The organism is Brevundimonas sp., from assembly GCF_032017145.1.
Taxonomy (GTDB): domain Bacteria; phylum Pseudomonadota; class Alphaproteobacteria; order Caulobacterales; family Caulobacteraceae; genus Brevundimonas.
This window is the reverse complement of sequence record NZ_DALZQC010000081.1, coordinates 1-16,154: the sequence shown is the minus strand read 5'-3', so window position 1 is coordinate 16,154 and position 16,154 is coordinate 1. Positions and strand designations below refer to the sequence as shown.

At 69.5% G+C, this 16,154-nt stretch carries 19 protein-coding genes and 1 riboswitch; of the genes, 7 read left to right on the top strand and 12 right to left on the bottom strand.

Going from position 1 to position 16,154, the window contains the following annotated elements; all coding sequences use genetic code 11:
- Positions 1-1,212: exodeoxyribonuclease VII large subunit (gene xseA / locus RTU05_RS13085; RefSeq protein ID WP_312598808.1), on the bottom strand; the 1,212-nt coding region annotated here is incomplete at its 3' end.
- 65 nt (positions 1,213-1,277) lie between these two features.
- Between xseA and RTU05_RS13080 the strand changes: the two genes are divergently transcribed.
- From RTU05_RS13080 to RTU05_RS13065, 4 genes are all read left to right on the top strand, one after another.
- Entirely contained in the window at positions 1,278-1,439 is a 162-nt protein-coding gene (locus tag RTU05_RS13080; RefSeq protein WP_312598807.1) for a hypothetical protein, read from the top strand.
- 17 nt (positions 1,440-1,456) lie between these two features.
- The gene (locus RTU05_RS13075; RefSeq protein WP_312598806.1) at positions 1,457-1,888 is read left to right on the top strand and encodes a PRC-barrel domain-containing protein; all 432 of its coding nucleotides are present in this window, start codon (positions 1,457-1,459) and stop codon (positions 1,886-1,888) included.
- Between the two features lie 73 nt (positions 1,889-1,961).
- A complete protein-coding gene (purD, locus tag RTU05_RS13070) occupies positions 1,962-3,236 on the top strand; it encodes a phosphoribosylamine--glycine ligase (protein WP_312598805.1) in 1,275 nt (424 codons plus the stop codon).
- Between the two features lie 29 nt (positions 3,237-3,265).
- Positions 3,266-4,057 carry a TSUP family transporter gene (locus RTU05_RS13065; protein ID WP_312598804.1) on the top strand — a complete coding sequence of 264 codons (792 nt, stop codon included), beginning with the start codon at positions 3,266-3,268 and terminating at the stop codon, positions 4,055-4,057.
- A 197-nt stretch (positions 4,058-4,254) separates the two neighbouring features.
- Here RTU05_RS13065 and RTU05_RS13060 read toward each other — a convergent pair whose 3' ends face one another.
- Both RTU05_RS13060 and RTU05_RS13055 read right to left on the bottom strand, forming a co-directional pair.
- Positions 4,255-4,947, bottom strand: coding sequence for a murein L,D-transpeptidase catalytic domain family protein (locus RTU05_RS13060; protein WP_312598803.1), 693 nt, complete (start codon positions 4,945-4,947; stop codon positions 4,255-4,257).
- The gene (locus tag RTU05_RS13055; RefSeq protein ID WP_312598809.1) at positions 4,923-5,108 is read right to left on the bottom strand and encodes a hypothetical protein; all 186 of its coding nucleotides are present in this window, start codon (positions 5,106-5,108) and stop codon (positions 4,923-4,925) included. The genes RTU05_RS13060 and RTU05_RS13055 overlap by 25 nt, the downstream gene beginning before the upstream one ends.
- Between RTU05_RS13055 and RTU05_RS13050 the strand changes: the two genes are divergently transcribed.
- Positions 5,107-6,387: an amidohydrolase family protein gene (locus RTU05_RS13050; RefSeq protein ID WP_409411630.1), complete on the top strand. Its 1,281-nt coding sequence runs from the start codon at positions 5,107-5,109 to the stop codon at positions 6,385-6,387. The two genes, RTU05_RS13055 and RTU05_RS13050, sit on opposite strands and share 2 nt — an antisense overlap.
- Here the strand turns inward: RTU05_RS13050 and lpxK are convergent.
- From lpxK to RTU05_RS13025, 5 genes are read right to left on the bottom strand one after another with little or no spacing between them, the layout of a single operon-like run.
- Positions 6,372-7,388 (bottom strand): tetraacyldisaccharide 4'-kinase, encoded by a 1,017-nt coding sequence (lpxK, locus tag RTU05_RS13045; RefSeq protein ID WP_312598801.1) that lies wholly within the window; start codon positions 7,386-7,388, stop codon positions 6,372-6,374. The genes RTU05_RS13050 and lpxK overlap by 16 nt on opposite strands.
- On the bottom strand, positions 7,385-8,680 hold the full coding sequence (locus RTU05_RS13040; RefSeq protein ID WP_312598800.1) for a 3-deoxy-D-manno-octulosonic acid transferase: 1,296 nt from the start codon (positions 8,678-8,680) through the stop codon (positions 7,385-7,387). The genes lpxK and RTU05_RS13040 overlap by 4 nt, the downstream gene beginning before the upstream one ends.
- On the bottom strand, positions 8,677-9,360 hold the full coding sequence (locus RTU05_RS13035; RefSeq protein ID WP_312598799.1) for a lysophospholipid acyltransferase family protein: 684 nt from the start codon (positions 9,358-9,360) through the stop codon (positions 8,677-8,679). Before RTU05_RS13035 ends, RTU05_RS13040 begins: the two co-directional genes overlap by 4 nt.
- Entirely contained in the window at positions 9,357-11,183 is a 1,827-nt protein-coding gene (locus RTU05_RS13030; protein WP_312598798.1) for an ABC transporter ATP-binding protein, read from the bottom strand. The genes RTU05_RS13035 and RTU05_RS13030 overlap by 4 nt, the downstream gene beginning before the upstream one ends.
- Before the next feature lie 31 nt (positions 11,184-11,214).
- Entirely contained in the window at positions 11,215-11,757 is a 543-nt protein-coding gene (locus tag RTU05_RS13025) for a hypothetical protein (protein ID WP_312598797.1), read from the bottom strand.
- Positions 11,758-11,834: 77 nt separating this feature from the next.
- Positions 11,835-11,978, top strand: a riboswitch (FMN riboswitch).
- 98 nt (positions 11,979-12,076) lie between these two features.
- Here RTU05_RS13025 and RTU05_RS13020 point away from each other — a divergent pair.
- Together RTU05_RS13020 and RTU05_RS13015 are read left to right on the top strand one after the other, a co-directional pair.
- The gene (locus tag RTU05_RS13020) at positions 12,077-13,042 is read left to right on the top strand and encodes a DMT family transporter (RefSeq protein WP_312598796.1); all 966 of its coding nucleotides are present in this window, start codon (positions 12,077-12,079) and stop codon (positions 13,040-13,042) included.
- 31 nt (positions 13,043-13,073) lie between these two features.
- The gene (locus RTU05_RS13015; protein ID WP_312598795.1) at positions 13,074-13,739 is read left to right on the top strand and encodes a fused DSP-PTPase phosphatase/NAD kinase-like protein; all 666 of its coding nucleotides are present in this window, start codon (positions 13,074-13,076) and stop codon (positions 13,737-13,739) included.
- Positions 13,740-13,809: 70 nt separating this feature from the next.
- On the opposite strand, the gene RTU05_RS13010 is transcribed toward RTU05_RS13015, so the two are convergent.
- The 4 genes from RTU05_RS13010 to RTU05_RS12995 form a co-directional block, all read right to left on the bottom strand.
- Entirely contained in the window at positions 13,810-14,016 is a 207-nt protein-coding gene (locus RTU05_RS13010) for a hypothetical protein (protein WP_292022737.1), read from the bottom strand.
- A 67-nt stretch (positions 14,017-14,083) separates the two neighbouring features.
- A complete protein-coding gene (locus tag RTU05_RS13005; RefSeq protein WP_248118852.1) occupies positions 14,084-14,326 on the bottom strand; it encodes a DUF4170 domain-containing protein in 243 nt (80 codons plus the stop codon).
- A gap of 93 nt (positions 14,327-14,419) precedes the next feature.
- A complete protein-coding gene (locus tag RTU05_RS13000) occupies positions 14,420-15,214 on the bottom strand; it encodes a 3'(2'),5'-bisphosphate nucleotidase CysQ (protein WP_312598794.1) in 795 nt (264 codons plus the stop codon).
- On the bottom strand, positions 15,211-16,154 hold a 944-nt coding region (locus tag RTU05_RS12995), incomplete at its 5' end, for a metallopeptidase TldD-related protein (RefSeq protein ID WP_312598793.1). The genes RTU05_RS13000 and RTU05_RS12995, both read right to left, overlap by 4 nt.

The window sequence follows — 16,154 nt, the reverse complement described above, 5'->3', positions numbered from 1 at the left end:
GCCGCGCGCCACGCCCGCCTGCAGCGCCGAACCCAGCCGGTCGCCGGCGCCGCGCAGCCGGTCCTGTCCCCGTTCGATCCGGGTACGCAGCAGAGCCGGGCTCAGCTTGCCGCCCGTCACCGCCAGATGCCGCTCGTGCAGGGCGACGTTGCGTTGCAGGCCCGAGCCGAGACGGCTCGACACATGGTCCAGCCGCTGCTGCGCCAGGGCCAGCAGGTCCTCCGGCCGCGCCGGCAGGCCGCGCGTCACGGCCCGCAGGCGGGTGCGCCGATCCTCGATCAACCGCCCGCCCGCCTGGACCATGCGCCGGTTCATGTCGGCGACGGCGTAGCGCAGGTCCGCCAGCACGGGCGTCGCCATTTCTGCGGCGCCCGTCGGCGTCGGCGCCCGGCGGTCCGACACGAAGTCGATCAGGGTGGTGTCCGTCTCGTGCCCCACGGCCGAGATGATCGGGATGCGCGCCGCCGCCACCGTGCGCGCCAGACCTTCGTCGTTGAAGCACCACAGGTCCTCCACCGACCCGCCGCCGCGCGCCACGATCAGCAGGTCCGGGCGGGGGATCGGGCCGTCCGAAGTCCCATTTTCACTTGTTAGCGCGTCGAAACCGCGAATCGCATTCGATATCTGGCCGCAGGCGGCATCGCCCTGAACCACGACGGGCCAGACGATCACCCGGCAGGGCCAGCGTTCGGCGATCCGATGCAGCACGTCGCGGATCACCGCGCCGGTCGGGCTGGTGATCACGCCGATGACGGCGGGAAAGGCGGGCAGGGGCTTCTTGCGACCAGGCTCGAAAAGACCTTCCTCGCGCAGCCGGACCTTCAGCCGCTCCAACTGGGCCAGAAGCGCGCCGGCGCCCGCCGCCTCCATGCTCTCGATGACGATCTGATAGGAGGATCGCGCGGGATAGGAGGTGATCTTGCCGGTGACGATGACTTCCAGCCCGGCCTCGGGCTGCACGCCCAGACCGCGCGTCGATCCCTTCCACACCACCCCGTCGATGGCCGACTTGTCGTCCTTCAGCGTCAGATAGATGTGGCCCGAGGCGTGGCGGTTGACCTTGGAGATTTCGCCCCTCAGCCGAACATGGCCGAACCGATCCTCCAGCGTCCGTTTCAGCGCGAACGACAGCTCCGAGATCGACAGCGGGGGATTGTTGTCGCGGGGGGCAGGGGCCTCGGCCGGGCCTTCGAACACATAGTCGTCGCTCATGCGCGGCACTCTAGCCTGCGTCGATGCGTCCGGGAACGGGGGCTGCGTGTCGCCGTTGGGTCCTCATGGCCGCAGATCCCCCGAACACAGACCCCGCCGACCGGGACCCGCACGAGCGCGATCTGATGCGCCGCTCGGGCGAGGGCGGGGCCATGAGTCCGTGGATGATCATCGGCGCCATCGCCCTGCTGGGCGTGGGCGCCTATGTCGTTTTCGCCCTGCTTTGACGTCGCAAGGACTTCCCATGACCCGTATCCTTCCGCTCGCCGCCGCCCTGTTGATGACCGCGACCGTGGCGGCCTGTTCGGACCGGGACGACGATGTGGTGCAGGCGCCCGCGCCGGGCGCGGCGCCCGCAAGCCTGCCGGATAGACAGGCGGACGTCGCCGCGACCAACGCGGCCCTGGCTTTCGGCATGACCCGCGATCAGCTGGAGGACGCCGATATCGTATCGCGCGCCAACGCCGATCTGGGCGACGTCGAGACCCTGGTGCTGGACGCCTCGGGCGCCCTGACCCATCTGGTCGTCGAACTGAACGGGCCGGGCGACATGAAGGTGCTGATTCCCGTCGCCGACGTGGCGCCCATTGAGCGCAACGGCGACAAGGATCTGGTCACCGACCTGACGCCCGGCCAGCTGCAGGCCCTGCCGGCCTGGACGCCGCCCGGACGCTGACTGGGCGCGGAATTCGGCGTTAAGCGCGACCGGCGCTTGACCGGCCCGCGCGCGACGGTCATTGCCCGGTCTCATGAACATTCTTCTCGTCGGATCGGGCGGCCGCGAACACGCCCTGGCCTGGAAGATCGCCCAGTCGCCGCTGGTCAAACGCCTGGTCGCCGCGCCCGGCAATCCGGGCATTGAGAAGCTGTGCGAGCTTCGCGCCGTCAAGGCCGACGACGCCGAGGGGCTGGCGGCCCTGGCGCGAGAAATCCGCGCCGATCTGGTGGTGGTGGGGCCGGAGGTGGCGCTGGCCGCCGGCCTGGCCGACCGTCTGGCCGCGGCGGGCATCCCCTGTTTCGGACCCACGGCCAAGGCCGCGCAGCTTGAGACGTCCAAGGCCTTCTCCAAGGCGTTCCTGGCCCGCCATGGCATCCCCACGGCGGGTTACGGCGTCCATGAGACGGTCGCGGACGCCAAGGCGGCGCTGAACGCCTTCCGTCCGCCCTATGTCATCAAGGCCGATGGTCTAGCCGCCGGCAAGGGCGTGGCCATCAGTCCCGACCGCCCCGACGCCGAGGCCGAGATCGAGCGGATGTTGGGCGGCCGGTTCGGCGCGGCCGGCGCCCGCGTCGTGATCGAGGAGTTCATGGACGGCGAGGAAGGCTCGCTGTTCGCCCTGTGCGACGGCAGACAGGCCCTGCTGTTCGGCGGCGCCCAGGACCACAAGCGCGCCTTCGACGGCGACCTGGGGCCAAACACCGGCGGCATGGGCGCCTATTCGCCGGCGCCCGTCTTCACCCCCGACCTGGTGCATCAGGCCGACGAGCTGATCGTCCAGCCGACCATCCGCCACATGGCCGAGGAGGGCGCGCCCTATCGCGGCGTTCTGTACGCCGGTCTGATGGCGACCGACAAAGGCCCCAAGGTGGTCGAGTTCAACACCCGCTTCGGCGACCCGGAATGCCAGGTGCTGATGATGCGGTTCGCAGGCGATATCGTGCCTTATCTGCTGGCCTGTGCGCGGGGCGACGTCTCGGGCCTGCCGGCGCCGGCCTTCAAGCCCCAGACGGTGATCTGCGTGGTCATGGCGGCCAAGGGCTATCCCGACAGCCCGCTGGAAGGCTCGATCATTCGCGGCGCCGACCAGGACTTCGGTCCCCACGTCCAGGTCTTCCACGCGGGCACCAAGCGCCGCGACGACGGCCAGCTGTGCGCCTCGGGCGGGCGGGTGCTGAACGTCTGCGCCGAGGGCGACGACATCGCGCAGGCCCGCGAACGCGCCTATGCCGCCATAAAACAGATCGACTGGCCGGGCGGCTTCAACCGCTCCGACATCGGCTGGCGCGCGCTGGAGCGCGAATAGGCCTGAGGCGGGCCGAGTGAGAAGATTGCATGGTTGAACTGGCCCCCGAGATCATCGCCCTGTTGTGCCTTGCGGCCGTGGCGGCGGGGTTTGTGGACGCCATCGCGGGCGGCGGCGGGCTGATCACGGTTCCGGCCCTGCTGGCGGCGGGCATTCCGCCGGTCGCGGCCATCGCCACCAACAAGGTGCAGTCCAGTTTCGGCACGGCCTCGGCGACCTGGAGCTACTGGCGGGCGGGTCGGATCAACTTTGGGCTTTTGAAATGGCCGCTGGCGGCGACCCTGGTCGGTGCGGGCCTGGGCGCCTTCGCCGTCACCGTTGTCGATACGCGCTGGCTGATGGTGTTGCTGCCGATCCTGCTGATCGCCATCGCCCTTTATTTCCTGTTCGGACCCAAGGCCAGCGACGAGGACGCCCACGCGCGCCTGACGCCCCTGGCCTACAGCGCCGTGGCGGGGGGCATCGGCTTCTATGACGGCTTCTTCGGCCCCGGCACCGGCTCCTTCTTCGCCCTGAGCCTGGTCACCCTGATGGGGATGGGCCTGACGCGGGCGACCGCCAATACCAAGGCCCTGAACCTGATGAGCAATGTGGTGTCGGTGGTGGTTCTGGCGGCGGGCGGCCATGTGATGTGGCTGCTGGGCGGCGCGATGGCCGTGGGACAGGTGATCGGCGGGCGTCTGGGCGCCCATTCCGCCATGCGGTTCGGGCCGCGCCTGATCCGGCCTCTGCTGGTTGTCATCTCGCTGGGCATGGTGGCCAAGCTGCTGTCCGATCCGGCCAATCCCTTGCGGATCATGATCGCGGGCTGGTTCGGCTAGGTCTGGTCGAAAATTCAGCCTAGACCGTCATTCCGGGCCGTCCGAAGGACGAACCCGGAAGCCAGGAGGCTCATATCCGGCGCCGAATGTATCCAGCGGTGCGACTGTAGCCCTGGGGTCCGGCTTCTTCGCTCCGCTCAGCCGCGTAATGACGATTCGAGATACAGATCGGTTGAATCCCGGTCGGACTTGGACCCTTAAGCCGCCGCGAACAGCAGCCGGCCTTCGCCCATGCGTTCGCGCAAGGCAGGCAGGTCGGTGTGGGCGACCGAGAAACAGCCGTAGCTGCGGCCCAGCTTGCCTTCGCGCGCCAGGAAGTCGGGGTCGGCGTAGTCGGCGCCGTGGATGATGATGGCCCGTTCGCGCGCCTTGTCATTGGTGTATTCCAGCCCGTCCAGCAGCACGTTCGGCCCCTGCTGGCGGCCCCAGTTGGCGCCGGCGGTGGCGTAGGCGCCGACCGAGGACATGTTGGAATCCGGGGTGTTGGAGAACCGCTGGGCGTAGCCGCTGTGGCTGGGGTCGGAGCCGCGCCCGTGGCAGGTTCGCAGAACCTTGACCTCGCCGGCGACCAGATCGACCTCGTACAGCCGCTCCTCGCCCGAGAACTTCTTGAAATCGACCAGATACATCCGGTCGCGCAGCGGCAGATGGCGGTGATGGGTGTCCAGCGCGGTCATCGCGCGCTCCATCAGCTCCTTGCGGACGTGGCCGCGCGGGTCCAGCGGCGGGGGCGTCAGGGAGGCGGTCTGGATGGTCGGCAGACCGACCTGCGGCGGTGCGACGGGGGACAGGGTCTGGGCCGTGGTCAGCGGCGGGGTTGCGCTGGCGCTGGCGCATCCCGCCAGCATCGCCGATCCGCCCAGGATCAGCCCTCGTCTCGATAGCCGCATGCGACGCCCTCGTTGCGGTTGGTCTGGAGGCGTGGTTGTTTCAAAGCGGAGAGGGCGAGGCAACCTGAGCCTTGTGAGGCATTTTTGCGGCCGACGCGCCGGGGGGAGACATCGATGAAGCGTTTTGGAATCGCATTTGCGGCGCTGATGGCGTCGGCCATGAGCGCGCACGCACAGCAAACCCCCACGGGGGTTGGGGTTTCAACGCAACCCACGACAACGTTCGTCGAGGCGGGAAGGTTGCTTGCAGATCCGTCGAACGGCGTTGTGCAGAGTGATAAAACTCTCGTGATCAGAGGGAACCAGGTCGTCGAAGTGCGCGACGGCTTCGTCGGCGACCCGACCCAGGGCAAGGTTCTGGACCTGCGACACGCCTTCGTCCTGCCTGGACTGATCGACAGCCACGTCCACCTGACCAGCCAACAGAACCCGAATGGGCGGCTGGAACAGGTCACGCTGTCCGACGCGGACCGGGCCATGGTCGGCGCCCGTTACGCCCGACGCACCCTGATGGCGGGCTTTACGACCGTGGCCGACTTGGGCGCGGGCAATGAAGCCATCTTCGCCCTGAGGAACGCCGTCAGGAACGGCGACGTGCCGGGACCGCGCATCATCGCGGCCGGATCGTCGGTCTCGATCCACGGCGGTCATGGGGACATCAACGGCTATCGCGACGACGTCATGCATCTGTTGTCGTCCGAGAGCATCTGTTCGGGACCAGAAGACTGTATGCGCGCGGTCCGCACCCAGGTTCGCGCCGGGGCCGACATCATCAAGATCACCGCGACGGGCGGCGTCCTGTCCAACACCGCCGCCGGCCTGAACCAGCAGTTCGGAGATCCCGAGCTGGCCGCCATCGTCGACAGCGCCCACCGCATGGGCCGCCAGGTGACGGCGCACGCCCACGGCGTGGACGGCATCAACGCCTTCCTGCGGGCGGGCGGCGATTCGATCGAACACGGCACCTATCTGGACGACCAGTCGATCCGCCTGTTCAAGTCGAACGGCGCCTGGCTGATCCCGACCCTGCTGGCGGGCGATTTCGTGGCCCGGATCGCGTCGGGGCCGGACAACTTCTTCACCCCGGCCCAGACGGCCAAGGCGCTGGAGGCGGGGCCCAAGATGCTGGACATGGCGCGTCGCGCGCATCAGGGCGGGGTGCGGATCGCCTTCGGCACCGATAGCGGCGTCTCGGCCCACGGCGACAACGCCCAGGAGTTCGCGCTGCTGGTCCGCGCCGGCCTGACGCCGCTGGAGGCCATCCAGGCCGCCACCGTCGGCGCCGCCGAACACCTGCGGATCTCGAACGAGGCCGGCAGGATCGCGCCCGGAATGCCGGCCGATATCGTCGCCGTGGCGGGCGATCCGCTGACGGACGTGACGGAGCTGGAGCGGATGAAATTCGTGATGAAGTCCGGCGTCGTCTATCGCGCCGACTGAATCCGGTCGTTCAGAAAGGCGGCGAAGGCCGCCTGATCCTGGAACCGCGCGACGACCGGCCAGGCCGTAACGTTCTTGCGCTGGTCGGGCGTCAGCCGCACCCAGTCCTTTTCTGTCGTGACAAGGCCGGCGTCATAGACGGCCGCGCGGTTGGTCAGGAACCTCATGCTTTCGGCGCTGTAGGCCGCATGGTCGGGGAAGGGGACGAAGTCCACGAGGTCGCAGCCCGCCGCCTTCAGCGACCGCTCGACCTTCCAAGGCTTGGCGATGCCGGCGAACCCGACCTGAGGCCCCGACGGCGGCGGCCGCTCGGGCGTCAGGCGGGCGATGAAGACGGGCAGGGCGCCGAACACCGCCAGCAGTTGGGGATCGGCGGCCTCCACATCGGTCGGCAGCATGACCACCACGGCGTCGGCTCGCGCCAGCCCGGCCGCCAGCGACTCGCGCATCGGACCGGAAGGAAAGACCGATCCATCCCCGAACGGCCATTCGTCGCCGCGCGTCTCGCCATCCACGACGATCAGGCTGACGGTCTTCTTCAGCGCCGGGTTCTGATGACCGTCGTCCAGCACCAGGGCCTGGGCGCCGCCCGCGACGGCGGCCCTGGCGCCCGCAACCCGGTCACGCGCGATCCAGACCGGCGACCCTTGCGCCAGCATCAGGGGCTCGTCGCCGACGTCGGCGGCCGTATGCGCCGCCGGATCGACCTGGATCGGCCCCTCCAGCCGCCCGCCATAGCCGCGCGACAGGCCCTGCGCCGCCACGCCCGTCGCCCGCAGAAGCCGCAGGATCTCGCGCGCGACCGGCGTCTTGCCCGATCCGCCGACCGTCAGATTGCCGACCGAGACAATGGCGCAGCCGGGATCGACCGGCGCGGCCCGGGCGATGCGCCGCGCGGTGACGCCGGCCCACAGCCAGCCCAGGGGTTTCAGCGCGGTGCGGGTCATGCGCGCGTGGTTGCTGTCGCGCACATACCACCAGCGGGGGGTCTTCAGCTTCATCGTCCGGTCCGCATCGGTGCGGGCGTCAGCGGCTGCAGCGCGGCCCACAGCCGTTCCAGCCCGCCGCCCGCCTCGGCGGCCGCGCGACGCGCCCGTTCGCCCATCGCCTTGGCCGCCGCCGGATCGGCCAGCAAGGGCGCGATGGCCGACGCCAGGTCGGACGGCGCCTGCACCAGAGCCAGGCCGCCCGCGCTGCTCAACGCCGCCGTCACCGGGGCCCAGTTCGAGGCGTCCGGCCCCGTGATCGCCGGCCGCCCCAGCCGCGCCGGTTCCAGCGGATTGTGCCCGCCGACCGGCGGCAGGCCCAGGGCCGGGGCGAACGATCCGCCCATGACGACCACGTCGGCCAGCCGCAGGAACAGCCCCATCTCGTTCAGGGTGTCGGCCAGATAGATGTCGGTGTCCGGCCCGATCGTCTGGCCGCGCGAACGCATGGCGAAGGCGTAGCCCTCGCGCGCCAGGGCCTGGGCGATATGGGCCCCGCGCTCGGGGTGGCGGGGCGTCAGGATCAGACACACCTGTTCGTCCAGACCGTCCAGGGCGCGCACGATGGCGATTTCCTCGCCCTCGTGGGTGCTGGCGGCGACGATCACCGGCCGATCGCCTATGCCGGCGGAAAGGCGGCTGAAGGCGGCGGGATCGTGCGGCAGGGCCTGGCCCGACAGTTTCAGGTTCACCAGACCGTCGATCCGCGCGCCCATCGTCTCCAACCGCCGGGCCGAGGCCGTATCCTGGGGCAGGACCAGATCGAAGGCGCCGGTCACAGCCCGGGCCGAGGCGGGAAACCGCGCCCAGTTCGCCACCGTGTTTTCGGTCAGGCGCGCGCTGACCAGGGCCAGTTTCACCCCGCGCCGATGCGCCTCCAGCAGCAGATTGGGCCACAGTTCGCTCTCGACGAACACCGCCAGGGCCGGGCGCCAGTGATCCAGGAAGCGCGCGACGACGCCCGGCGCATCGACCGGCGCATACTGATGGATGACGCCCTGCGGTAGGCGCTCGGCCAGAATCTGGGCCGAGGTCACGGTGCCCGAGGTCACCAGCACGGTCAGGTCGGGGCGGGCCTTTACGAACCGCTCGACCACGGGCAGCAGCGACAGGCTCTCTCCCACGCTGACGCCGTGCAGCCAGACAACATCACCGGCGGGGCGTTCGACACGGGTGAAGCCCATTCGCTCGTCCACCCGCACCGGGTCTTCCTTGCCCCGCCGCGCGCGGGCGTCCAGCAGGCGCGGGGCCAAGGGCTCCAGCGCGCGGGTCGCCAGACGATACGCGATCAGGGGCAGGGGCGTCACGGCTTCAGGCCGGTGATTTCGTCGGCCCGCGCCTCGGCGGCGTTCAGGCGGGGCGTCCAGTCGGCGACCACATCGGCGATCTCGGCGCCGTCAGGATAGTCGGCCCGGTCCCAGACGATGGCGCCCTTGGCGAAGGGCAGGGGCAGGACGGCGCGGTCCCAGCTGTTCAGCCGGATCGCCGGACTGCACGACATGCCGATGAACAACACCGGCGCCTTTGACAGTCTGGCCATCAGCGGCAGGCCCTCGGCCATGACATTGGCCGGGCCGCGCGGGCCGTCGGGCGTGATGGCCAGGGCGCCCAGCTTCAGCTGTTTCAGGCCGTCGCGCAGGGCCTGGGTCCCGCCCTTGGCCTTTTCCGTCTTGTCCTTGTTGGCCGACGATCCGCGCACGGCGGGAAAGCCCTGACGCGCCACCGCCTTGGCGATGAACTCGCCGTCCGCCGACAGGGAGATCAGGGCCTTGGCCGGCTGGGCCCGGTCCAGCGGCCAGCACGACGGCGACAGGCCGATGCGCGAATGCCAGAAGACGCACAGCACCCCGCCGCCCTGCGCCCACACCGCCTCCGCCGCCTCTTGGTTCTCATGTGTCCAGCGGATGGTGGCGAAGCAGAACTGCATCCATTTGGCCAGGGTCCAGGCCAGGGCCGACTGGACGACCGGGTTACGCAGCGGCCTCACGCCACCGTCTCCACGCTGGGCTGGGCACCGTCCAGCGACTGCTGCCGGGCCAGGCGGGCGTAGAGGCCGCCCCGGGCCACCAGAACGTCGTGCGACCCTTCCTCGACCACGCGCCCGGCCTCGATCACATAGATGCGGTCGGCGTTCTTCACGGTGGACAGGCGGTGGGCGATCATCAGGGTGGCGCGCCCTTGCATCAGCCGCTCCAGCGCCGCCTGGACCAGGGCCTCGCTCTCGGTGTCCAGGGCGCTGGTGGCTTCGTCCAGCAGCAGGATGGGGGCGTCCTTCACGAAGGCGCGGGCGATGGCGATGCGCTGGCGCTGACCGCCCGACAGGCGCAGGCCCGCCTCGCCCGCGCGGGTGTCGTAGCCTTGGGGCAGGGCGGTGATGAAGTCATGCGCGGCGGCCGAACGCGCGGCCTCTTCGATCTGCGCCTGCGTCGCGCCAGGCCGCCCATAGGCGATGTTGGCGGCGATGGTGTCGTCGAACAGGAAGGGCTCCTGCGTCACCAGGGCGATGTGGTCGCGCAGGTCATTCAGGCGCAGTTGGCGTACGTCGCGGTCGTTCAGCATCACCGCCCCGTCCGTCACGTCATAGAAGCGCGGCAGCAGGCTCAGGATCGTGCTCTTTCCCCCGCCCGACGGCCCGACCAGGGCTGCCGTCTCGCCCGGCGCGACCCGCAGGGACACGTCTTTCAGGGTCGGGGCATCGGTTCCGGCGTAGGCGAAGGAAACCCGCTCCAGCGCCACCTCGACCGGGCCGGGCGCCAGGGTTGCGGCGTCGGTCGCCTCGCGAATCTCGGGCTGGATGTCCAGGGCGGCGAACAGGCGGCGCGCGGCGGTGAAGCCCTCGCTCATGACCGTGGCCAGATTGGTCACCTGCCGCAGCGACTGACCCGCCGCCAGCAGCATGCCGATGAAGGCGGCGAACCCGCCCACCGTCATCTCGCCCGACTGCGCCCGCCATCCGGCATACGCCATGACGGCGGCGACGACGACATAGGCCACCAGATCGCTGGACGGCCCGGCGAAGGCGCGGGCGTTGGCGCCCTTGATGACGTGGCGCTGGCGGCGCGCGATCACCTCGGCGACGCGATCCTGCTCGGCGGCCTCGCGGTTCTCGATCTTGATCAGGCGAACGCCGTCCAGGTTCTCCATCAGGGCGGTGGACAGGTTTTCGGTCTCGGCCATGGCGCCGACGGCGGCCTTGCGCGTCTTTCGCCCGAACCGGCGCAGCACCAACGCCACCAGCGGCACGCCCAGCAGCACGACGATGGTCAGTTGCCAGTCGATCACCCCCATATAGATCAGCACCGCGATCAGGGTCAGCAGGTTCTGGGTGTAGTTGACCACGCCCGAGGTGAAGGCCTCGCGCACCAGATTGGCGTCGAACAACACCGACGAGACGAAGCCGCCTGAATGCTGGCTTCGCAGGCGCGCCAGGTCCGCACGGATCATGGCCCCGAACAAACGGATCTGGATATCGCCGACGATGGTGTGGCCCAGACGGTTGACCAGCGCCGCCTGCCCTATGGCCGCCAGCGTCCGCACCACCGCCACGCCCAGAATGGCGGCGGGAATGACGATCAGGGCCTGATCGGCGGGAAAGCGGAACCGCCCGAATAGTTCGATCGGCTGGTCCCCGCCCAGGAACAGGCCGTTCACCGCCGGCTCCAGCAGTTTCAGCAGGGCGGCGGTCAGCAGGCCCGTCGTCGCCGCGCACAGGATGGACAGGATCAGCGATCCCTTGTGGCTGCTCAGATAGTCACGCCAGATTCGCGCCAGGAGGACGCGAAGGGGCATGGATGGGGCGGGGGCGTTCATCGGCCTTCGGTCGTCCGACCCGCCCCTCAAGTCAAGGCTTGTCGGGAGACGGGACCAGCGGGCGGCCCGGTTCGTCGGCGCGGATCAGGGTCTCGCCCGGCGCATCGTCGATCCTGACGGCGGGGGCGACTGTCGGATTGCGGGCGTAGCGGCGACCGTCGAAGGGCACGGCGGCCTCATAGGCTTCGGTAATCCCGCCGCCGGCGACCTGGACGCCCAGATCACGCCGGCCGTGGCTCTGGCGTTCCAGCAGGCGGATGGGCGCCCGCGCCACACCGATTTCGCCGACCGACCGATAGGTCCCGCCCGCCCGGTCCAGCACCAGAAGGCGGCATCCGCCCGATCCGCACCAGCTCGGTCCGGTCAGATAGACCAGCATTGTCCGCCCGTCCGGCGTCAGGGCGGCGGTGTAGCGGGTCGTGTCCAGCGCCCCGAGCGCCCTTTGCCGCAGATAGGCGATCAAGCCGGGGTCCTCGGGCGGCGGGGCCTGGGCTGGGACGGCGCCCGCCGTCAGCGAACCGGACAGGGCCAGGGCGGCGGCCATCATCGTCATCGGGAGCAGTCTGTCGGGCATGGAAATCCAACGCCCGAACGCCGGGGTGGTTGAACAGGCCGCGCGCCTTTTCTAACTAGGGCCTGCGGGTTCGCCCGCGTTGTTCTCAGGGCGGGGTGAGATTCCCCACCGGCGGTAAGGCGGCGACGCCAAGCCCGCGAGCGCTCTCCACGATTGGAGAGGTCAGCAGATCCGGTGCGATTCCGGGGCCGACGGTATAGTCCGGATGAAAGAGAACGGGACCAAACGCCTCGTCGGCGTTCGCCGCCCCCTGTCGGGCGGCGGGTCGGCGCGTCGTCGCCCGTAACCCTGAGGGAACTGGTTACGGAAAGGACGACCATTGAACCAGATTTCCTCGTCTAACGCCGGCGCCGCCTCCATGGGCGCGCTGCTTATGCTGTCGGCCAGCCTGGTGTTCGCGGCCGGCAACACGCTTCAATCGGTGCTGCCGCAGCAGTTCGGCATGAGTTCCACCGGCATGGCCTTCTGGCAATATCTGATCGCCTCGGTGCTGATGGCGCCGGTGGTGATGCGGATCGGGCTGGGCAAGCTGAAGACCCGCCATCCGCTGGCGCACCAGGCCCGCGCCTTCGCCTCGGCGCTGGGGGTGCATGTGTTCGTGTATGGTTTCGCCTCCGGCGTGCCGATCTGGCAGATGGTGACGCTGCTGGCCACCGGCCCGCTGTTCGTCATCGTCGGATCGACCCTGTTCCTGGGCGAACGGGTGTCCGGCGCCCGGCTCGGCGCGGCTCTGGCCGGCTTCGTCGGCGCGGTGGTGGTGTCGGGCGTGGGGGCCGAGCGGCTGGACTGGCCCGCCCTGACGCCGATCCTGGCCGCCGCCCTGTGGGCCGCGACCGACGTGCTGACCAAGGCCCTGGCGCGCGAGGAGACGCCCGAGACCCTGACGGTGTCGCTGCTGGTGCTGATCACGCCCAACCATCTGGCGATCCTGCTGCTGGCCAACGCCTTCGCCTTCGTCCTGCCGGCGGGGGTGGCGACGGGCCTGCCGTTCGCCCTGCCTCAAGGATCGGGGCTGCTGCTTCTGCTGACCCTGGGCGGGCTGACGGCGGCGGCGCAGTATCTGCTGGCCTCGGCCTATAAGCGGGCGGATGCGGCCTATCTTCAGCCGTTCGCGGACCTGAAGGCGCCGTTGGCCGGCCTGATCGGCTGGTCGCTGCTGGGCCAGACGCCGTCGCCCTGGTTCTGGCCCGGGGCGGCCCTGATCGTCGCCGCCTCGGTCTTCATCTTCTGGATCGAGAACCGCGCCCCGCAGGCGCGCGCGGCGCCCGCCGTCGGTGGAGGATGACGCGGCGGCCCCTGACCGCTATCTGGCCTCCATGTCGCGTTTCGATCTCACCACCGCCTGGGGCCGGTTCAAGGCCCACTGGCACTATTTCTGGGCGGACCATGCGTTTCTGCGCGTGGCCTTTTCCAACGCCCACTGGCTGGGACCGGACCTTGTTCGCACCAACCAGCCGTCGCCGCGCCAGCTGGCCTATTGGAAGTCGAAAGGCGTCAGGACCGTCATCAACCTGCGCGGCGAGCGGGACGAGGGCTATTACTGGTTGGAGAAGGACGCCTGCGACCGGCTGGGCCTGACCCTGATCGACGCCCCGCTGGATTCGCGCGATCCGCCGCAGCCCGACCGCATCCACCGCGCCCGCGACCTGTTCAAGACCATCGAATATCCGGTGCTGATCCACTGCAAGTCCGGCGCGGACCGGGCGGGAATGATGGCGGTCTTCTATCGCCACTTCCATCTGGGCGAGCCGATGTCGGTCGCCATGAACCAGCTGTCCAAGAAATACCTGCACTCGCGCGAAGGGCTGACGGGGGTGCTGGACTATACGCTGGAGAAATATGTCGCCGAGATCGAGCCGAAGGGGATCAGCTTCATCGACTGGATCGACAGCCCCGACTACGACCCCCAGGCGATCCGGGCCGAGTTCAAGGCCGGCTGGTGGGGCACGCTGCTGACCGACAAACTGCTGCGGCGGGAGTAGGGGGCGCTCTATCCTTCGTCATTCTGGGTTCTTCGCTGCGCTTAGCCCCGGAAAGACGACGGTGGTGGGATCAGCCCCAAGGGCCCGTCTTCGGCGCGTCGGGATCGCTCTTACGCGCCTCGGCGGCCAGTTCGGCGTCGCGTCGGGCCTTGCGGTCGGCCTCCCACTTCTTGAACCAGCGGGCGTAGTTGATGTGGCCGCGCAGCGAAAAACTGAACAGCGCCAGCACGGCCAGCAGGCTGACCAGTTGGAAGATCTGTTGCGGCTCCAGGTTCATCGTCGTCCTCGCATACGGAGTGAACGTCGGATCGGGGCGTCGGTTCGGACGCCCCGATGTCGCAGGATCAGGCGTCGCCGCGCGGGTCGATCAGCTTGTGGGCGTGCAGGATGAAATAGCGCATGTGGGCGTTGTCCACGGTGGCCTGGGCGCGGGCCTTCCACGCCTTCTTGGCCTCGTCGTAGCTGCCGAAGGCGCCGACGAACTCGACCTGCGACAGGTCGCGGAAGGTCGGCTCGCCCAGGTGACGCAGCTCGCCGCCGATGACGATGTGAAGAAGCTGGGGCGGAACGGTGTTTTGATCGGTCATCGACAATCCAGGCATTGGGGGAGGGGCTTTGCGCGCGCAATAGGCCGAGAACGGCCTCGGATCAATGTCGGGCGGGGTTTTTCCACCCCCGGCCTAGGTCGAAAACGGCACGTTTTTACAGCGCTGCACGATCATCGGCTGGATCAGAGGGGCGGCGCAGACCAGGCTGGCCTGGCGTGGATCGGGGCGGTTGAAGGCCCACGGCCGGCCCTGGTGATCGCTGACCCTGGCCCCCGCCTCCGTGGCGATCAGCCAGCCGGCGGCGACGTCCCAGTCCCATTTGGGCGTCAGGGCCAGGGCGGCGTCGAACGCGCCCGACGCCACCAGCGCCATGCGATAGGCCAGGGCGTTGCGCTTCGAGAACCGCATCGCCGGCCAGGGTTCGTCGAACCAGGGCGCCTCGATCAACCGCGCGTCGCCCAGAATCGAGGCGTCATCCAGCGTCGCCACGTCCGAGGCCGCGATGATGCGGCCGTTGCGTCGCGCCCCGCCGCCGCGTGTGGCGACATAGGTCTCGTCCACCTCGGGCGCATGGATGACGGCGGCGACCACTTCGCCGTCCTCGACCACGGCGATGGGCACGCACCACCACGGCGTCCGCTTCATATAGGCCACCGTGCCGTCGATGGGATCGACCACGAAGATGCGCCGTTTCGACAGGCGATCCGGCGAATCCGCCGTCTCCTCGGACAGCCAGCCATAGTCGGGCCGCGCCGACAGCAGACGGTTCTTCAGCATGGCGTCCACCGTCAGGTCGCCGCTGGTGACGGGCGAACCGCCGGGCTTGGATTCGATCTTCAGCCCCGCCTCGCGCTCGGCGATGGCCAGGGCGCCGGCGTCGATGGCGGCCTGGCGGATCAGATCGAGGTCGGCGTGCAAGTCGATCATTTGCCGGCGATGGCCACCGCGTCGAACATCAGGCTGGGCACATTGAACCCGCCCCGGAACTCGAGGTCCGAGCCGCGTTGGATACGCAGATAGAGGTCGGTCAGCTTGCCCGCCACAGTCACTTCGCTGACCGGATAGGCGACCAAGCCGTTCTCGAACCAGAAGCCCGACACTCCGGCGGACCAGTCGCCCGTATTGCCGTTCAGCGAGGGTCCGAACATCGACGTCACCAACAGGCCGGTCCCGGCGTCAGCCATCAGGCCCGCCAGATCGCGCTCGCCCGGCTCCATATGCAGATTGTGGGTCGAGACGCCCGACGGACCCGCCAGGCCGCGCGACGCATGGCCGGTCGTCTCCAGGCCCAACTGACGAGCCGATGCGCTGTTCAGCAACCAGGTGGTCAGGACGCCGTCGTCGAACAGGGCGCGCCGTTCGACCGCCACGCCTTCGTCGTCGAACGGGGTGGACCCCATGCCGCGCGGACGGAAGGGATCGTCGATCAGGGTGACGCCCGGCGCGAACACCCGCTGACCCAGCCTGTCCTTCAGGAAGGAGGTGCCGCGCGCGATGGACGGGCCGGATATGGCGCCCAGCGCCGGCGACACGATCTGGCCGGCCATGCGATTGTCGAAGATGACCGGGGCGGTGGTCGAGGCGATCTTCCTCGGCCCCACACGGGCCACGGCCCGCTCGCCGGCGGTGCGCCCGATTTGGTCGGCGCCCGGCAGGTCGGACAGGTGGCGGGTCGAACGGCTTTCGCCGCCGCGCTCCATCGCCCCATCCTTTTCGGCGATGACGCCGACGCCCAGCGAGAAGGCCGACCCCTCATAGGCGCCGTCGAAGCCGTGCGACGTGACCAGCCGCCAGCGGCTGGACGACCAGGAGGCGTGACCGCCCTCGGACCGCGCCACGCCGGTCACGGCCAGGGCGGCGGCCTCCG

Coding starts and splice junctions, on each gene's coding strand:
- RTU05_RS13080 (WP_312598807.1), top strand. CDS start 1,278: ATGGCCGCAGATCCCCCGAACACAGACCCCGCCGACCGGGACCCGCAC.
- RTU05_RS13075 (WP_312598806.1), top strand. CDS start 1,457: ATGACCCGTATCCTTCCGCTCGCCGCCGCCCTGTTGATGACCGCGACC.
- purD (WP_312598805.1), top strand. CDS start 1,962: ATGAACATTCTTCTCGTCGGATCGGGCGGCCGCGAACACGCCCTGGCC.
- RTU05_RS13065 (WP_312598804.1), top strand. CDS start 3,266: ATGGTTGAACTGGCCCCCGAGATCATCGCCCTGTTGTGCCTTGCGGCC.
- RTU05_RS13060 (WP_312598803.1), bottom strand. CDS start 4,947: ATGCGGCTATCGAGACGAGGGCTGATCCTGGGCGGATCGGCGATGCTG.
- RTU05_RS13050 (WP_409411630.1), top strand. CDS start 5,107: ATGAGCGCGCACGCACAGCAAACCCCCACGGGGGTTGGGGTTTCAACG.
- RTU05_RS13055 (WP_312598809.1), bottom strand. CDS start 5,108: ATGGCCGACGCCATCAGCGCCGCAAATGCGATTCCAAAACGCTTCATC.
- lpxK (WP_312598801.1), bottom strand. CDS start 7,388: ATGAAGCTGAAGACCCCCCGCTGGTGGTATGTGCGCGACAGCAACCAC.
- RTU05_RS13030 (WP_312598798.1), bottom strand. CDS start 11,183: ATGAACGCCCCCGCCCCATCCATGCCCCTTCGCGTCCTCCTGGCGCGA.
- RTU05_RS13025 (WP_312598797.1), bottom strand. CDS start 11,757: ATGCCCGACAGACTGCTCCCGATGACGATGATGGCCGCCGCCCTGGCC.
- RTU05_RS13015 (WP_312598795.1), top strand. CDS start 13,074: ATGTCGCGTTTCGATCTCACCACCGCCTGGGGCCGGTTCAAGGCCCAC.
- RTU05_RS13010 (WP_292022737.1), bottom strand. CDS start 14,016: ATGAACCTGGAGCCGCAACAGATCTTCCAACTGGTCAGCCTGCTGGCC.
- RTU05_RS13005 (WP_248118852.1), bottom strand. CDS start 14,326: ATGACCGATCAAAACACCGTTCCGCCCCAGCTTCTTCACATCGTCATC.
- RTU05_RS13000 (WP_312598794.1), bottom strand. CDS start 15,214: ATGATCGACTTGCACGCCGACCTCGATCTGATCCGCCAGGCCGCCATC.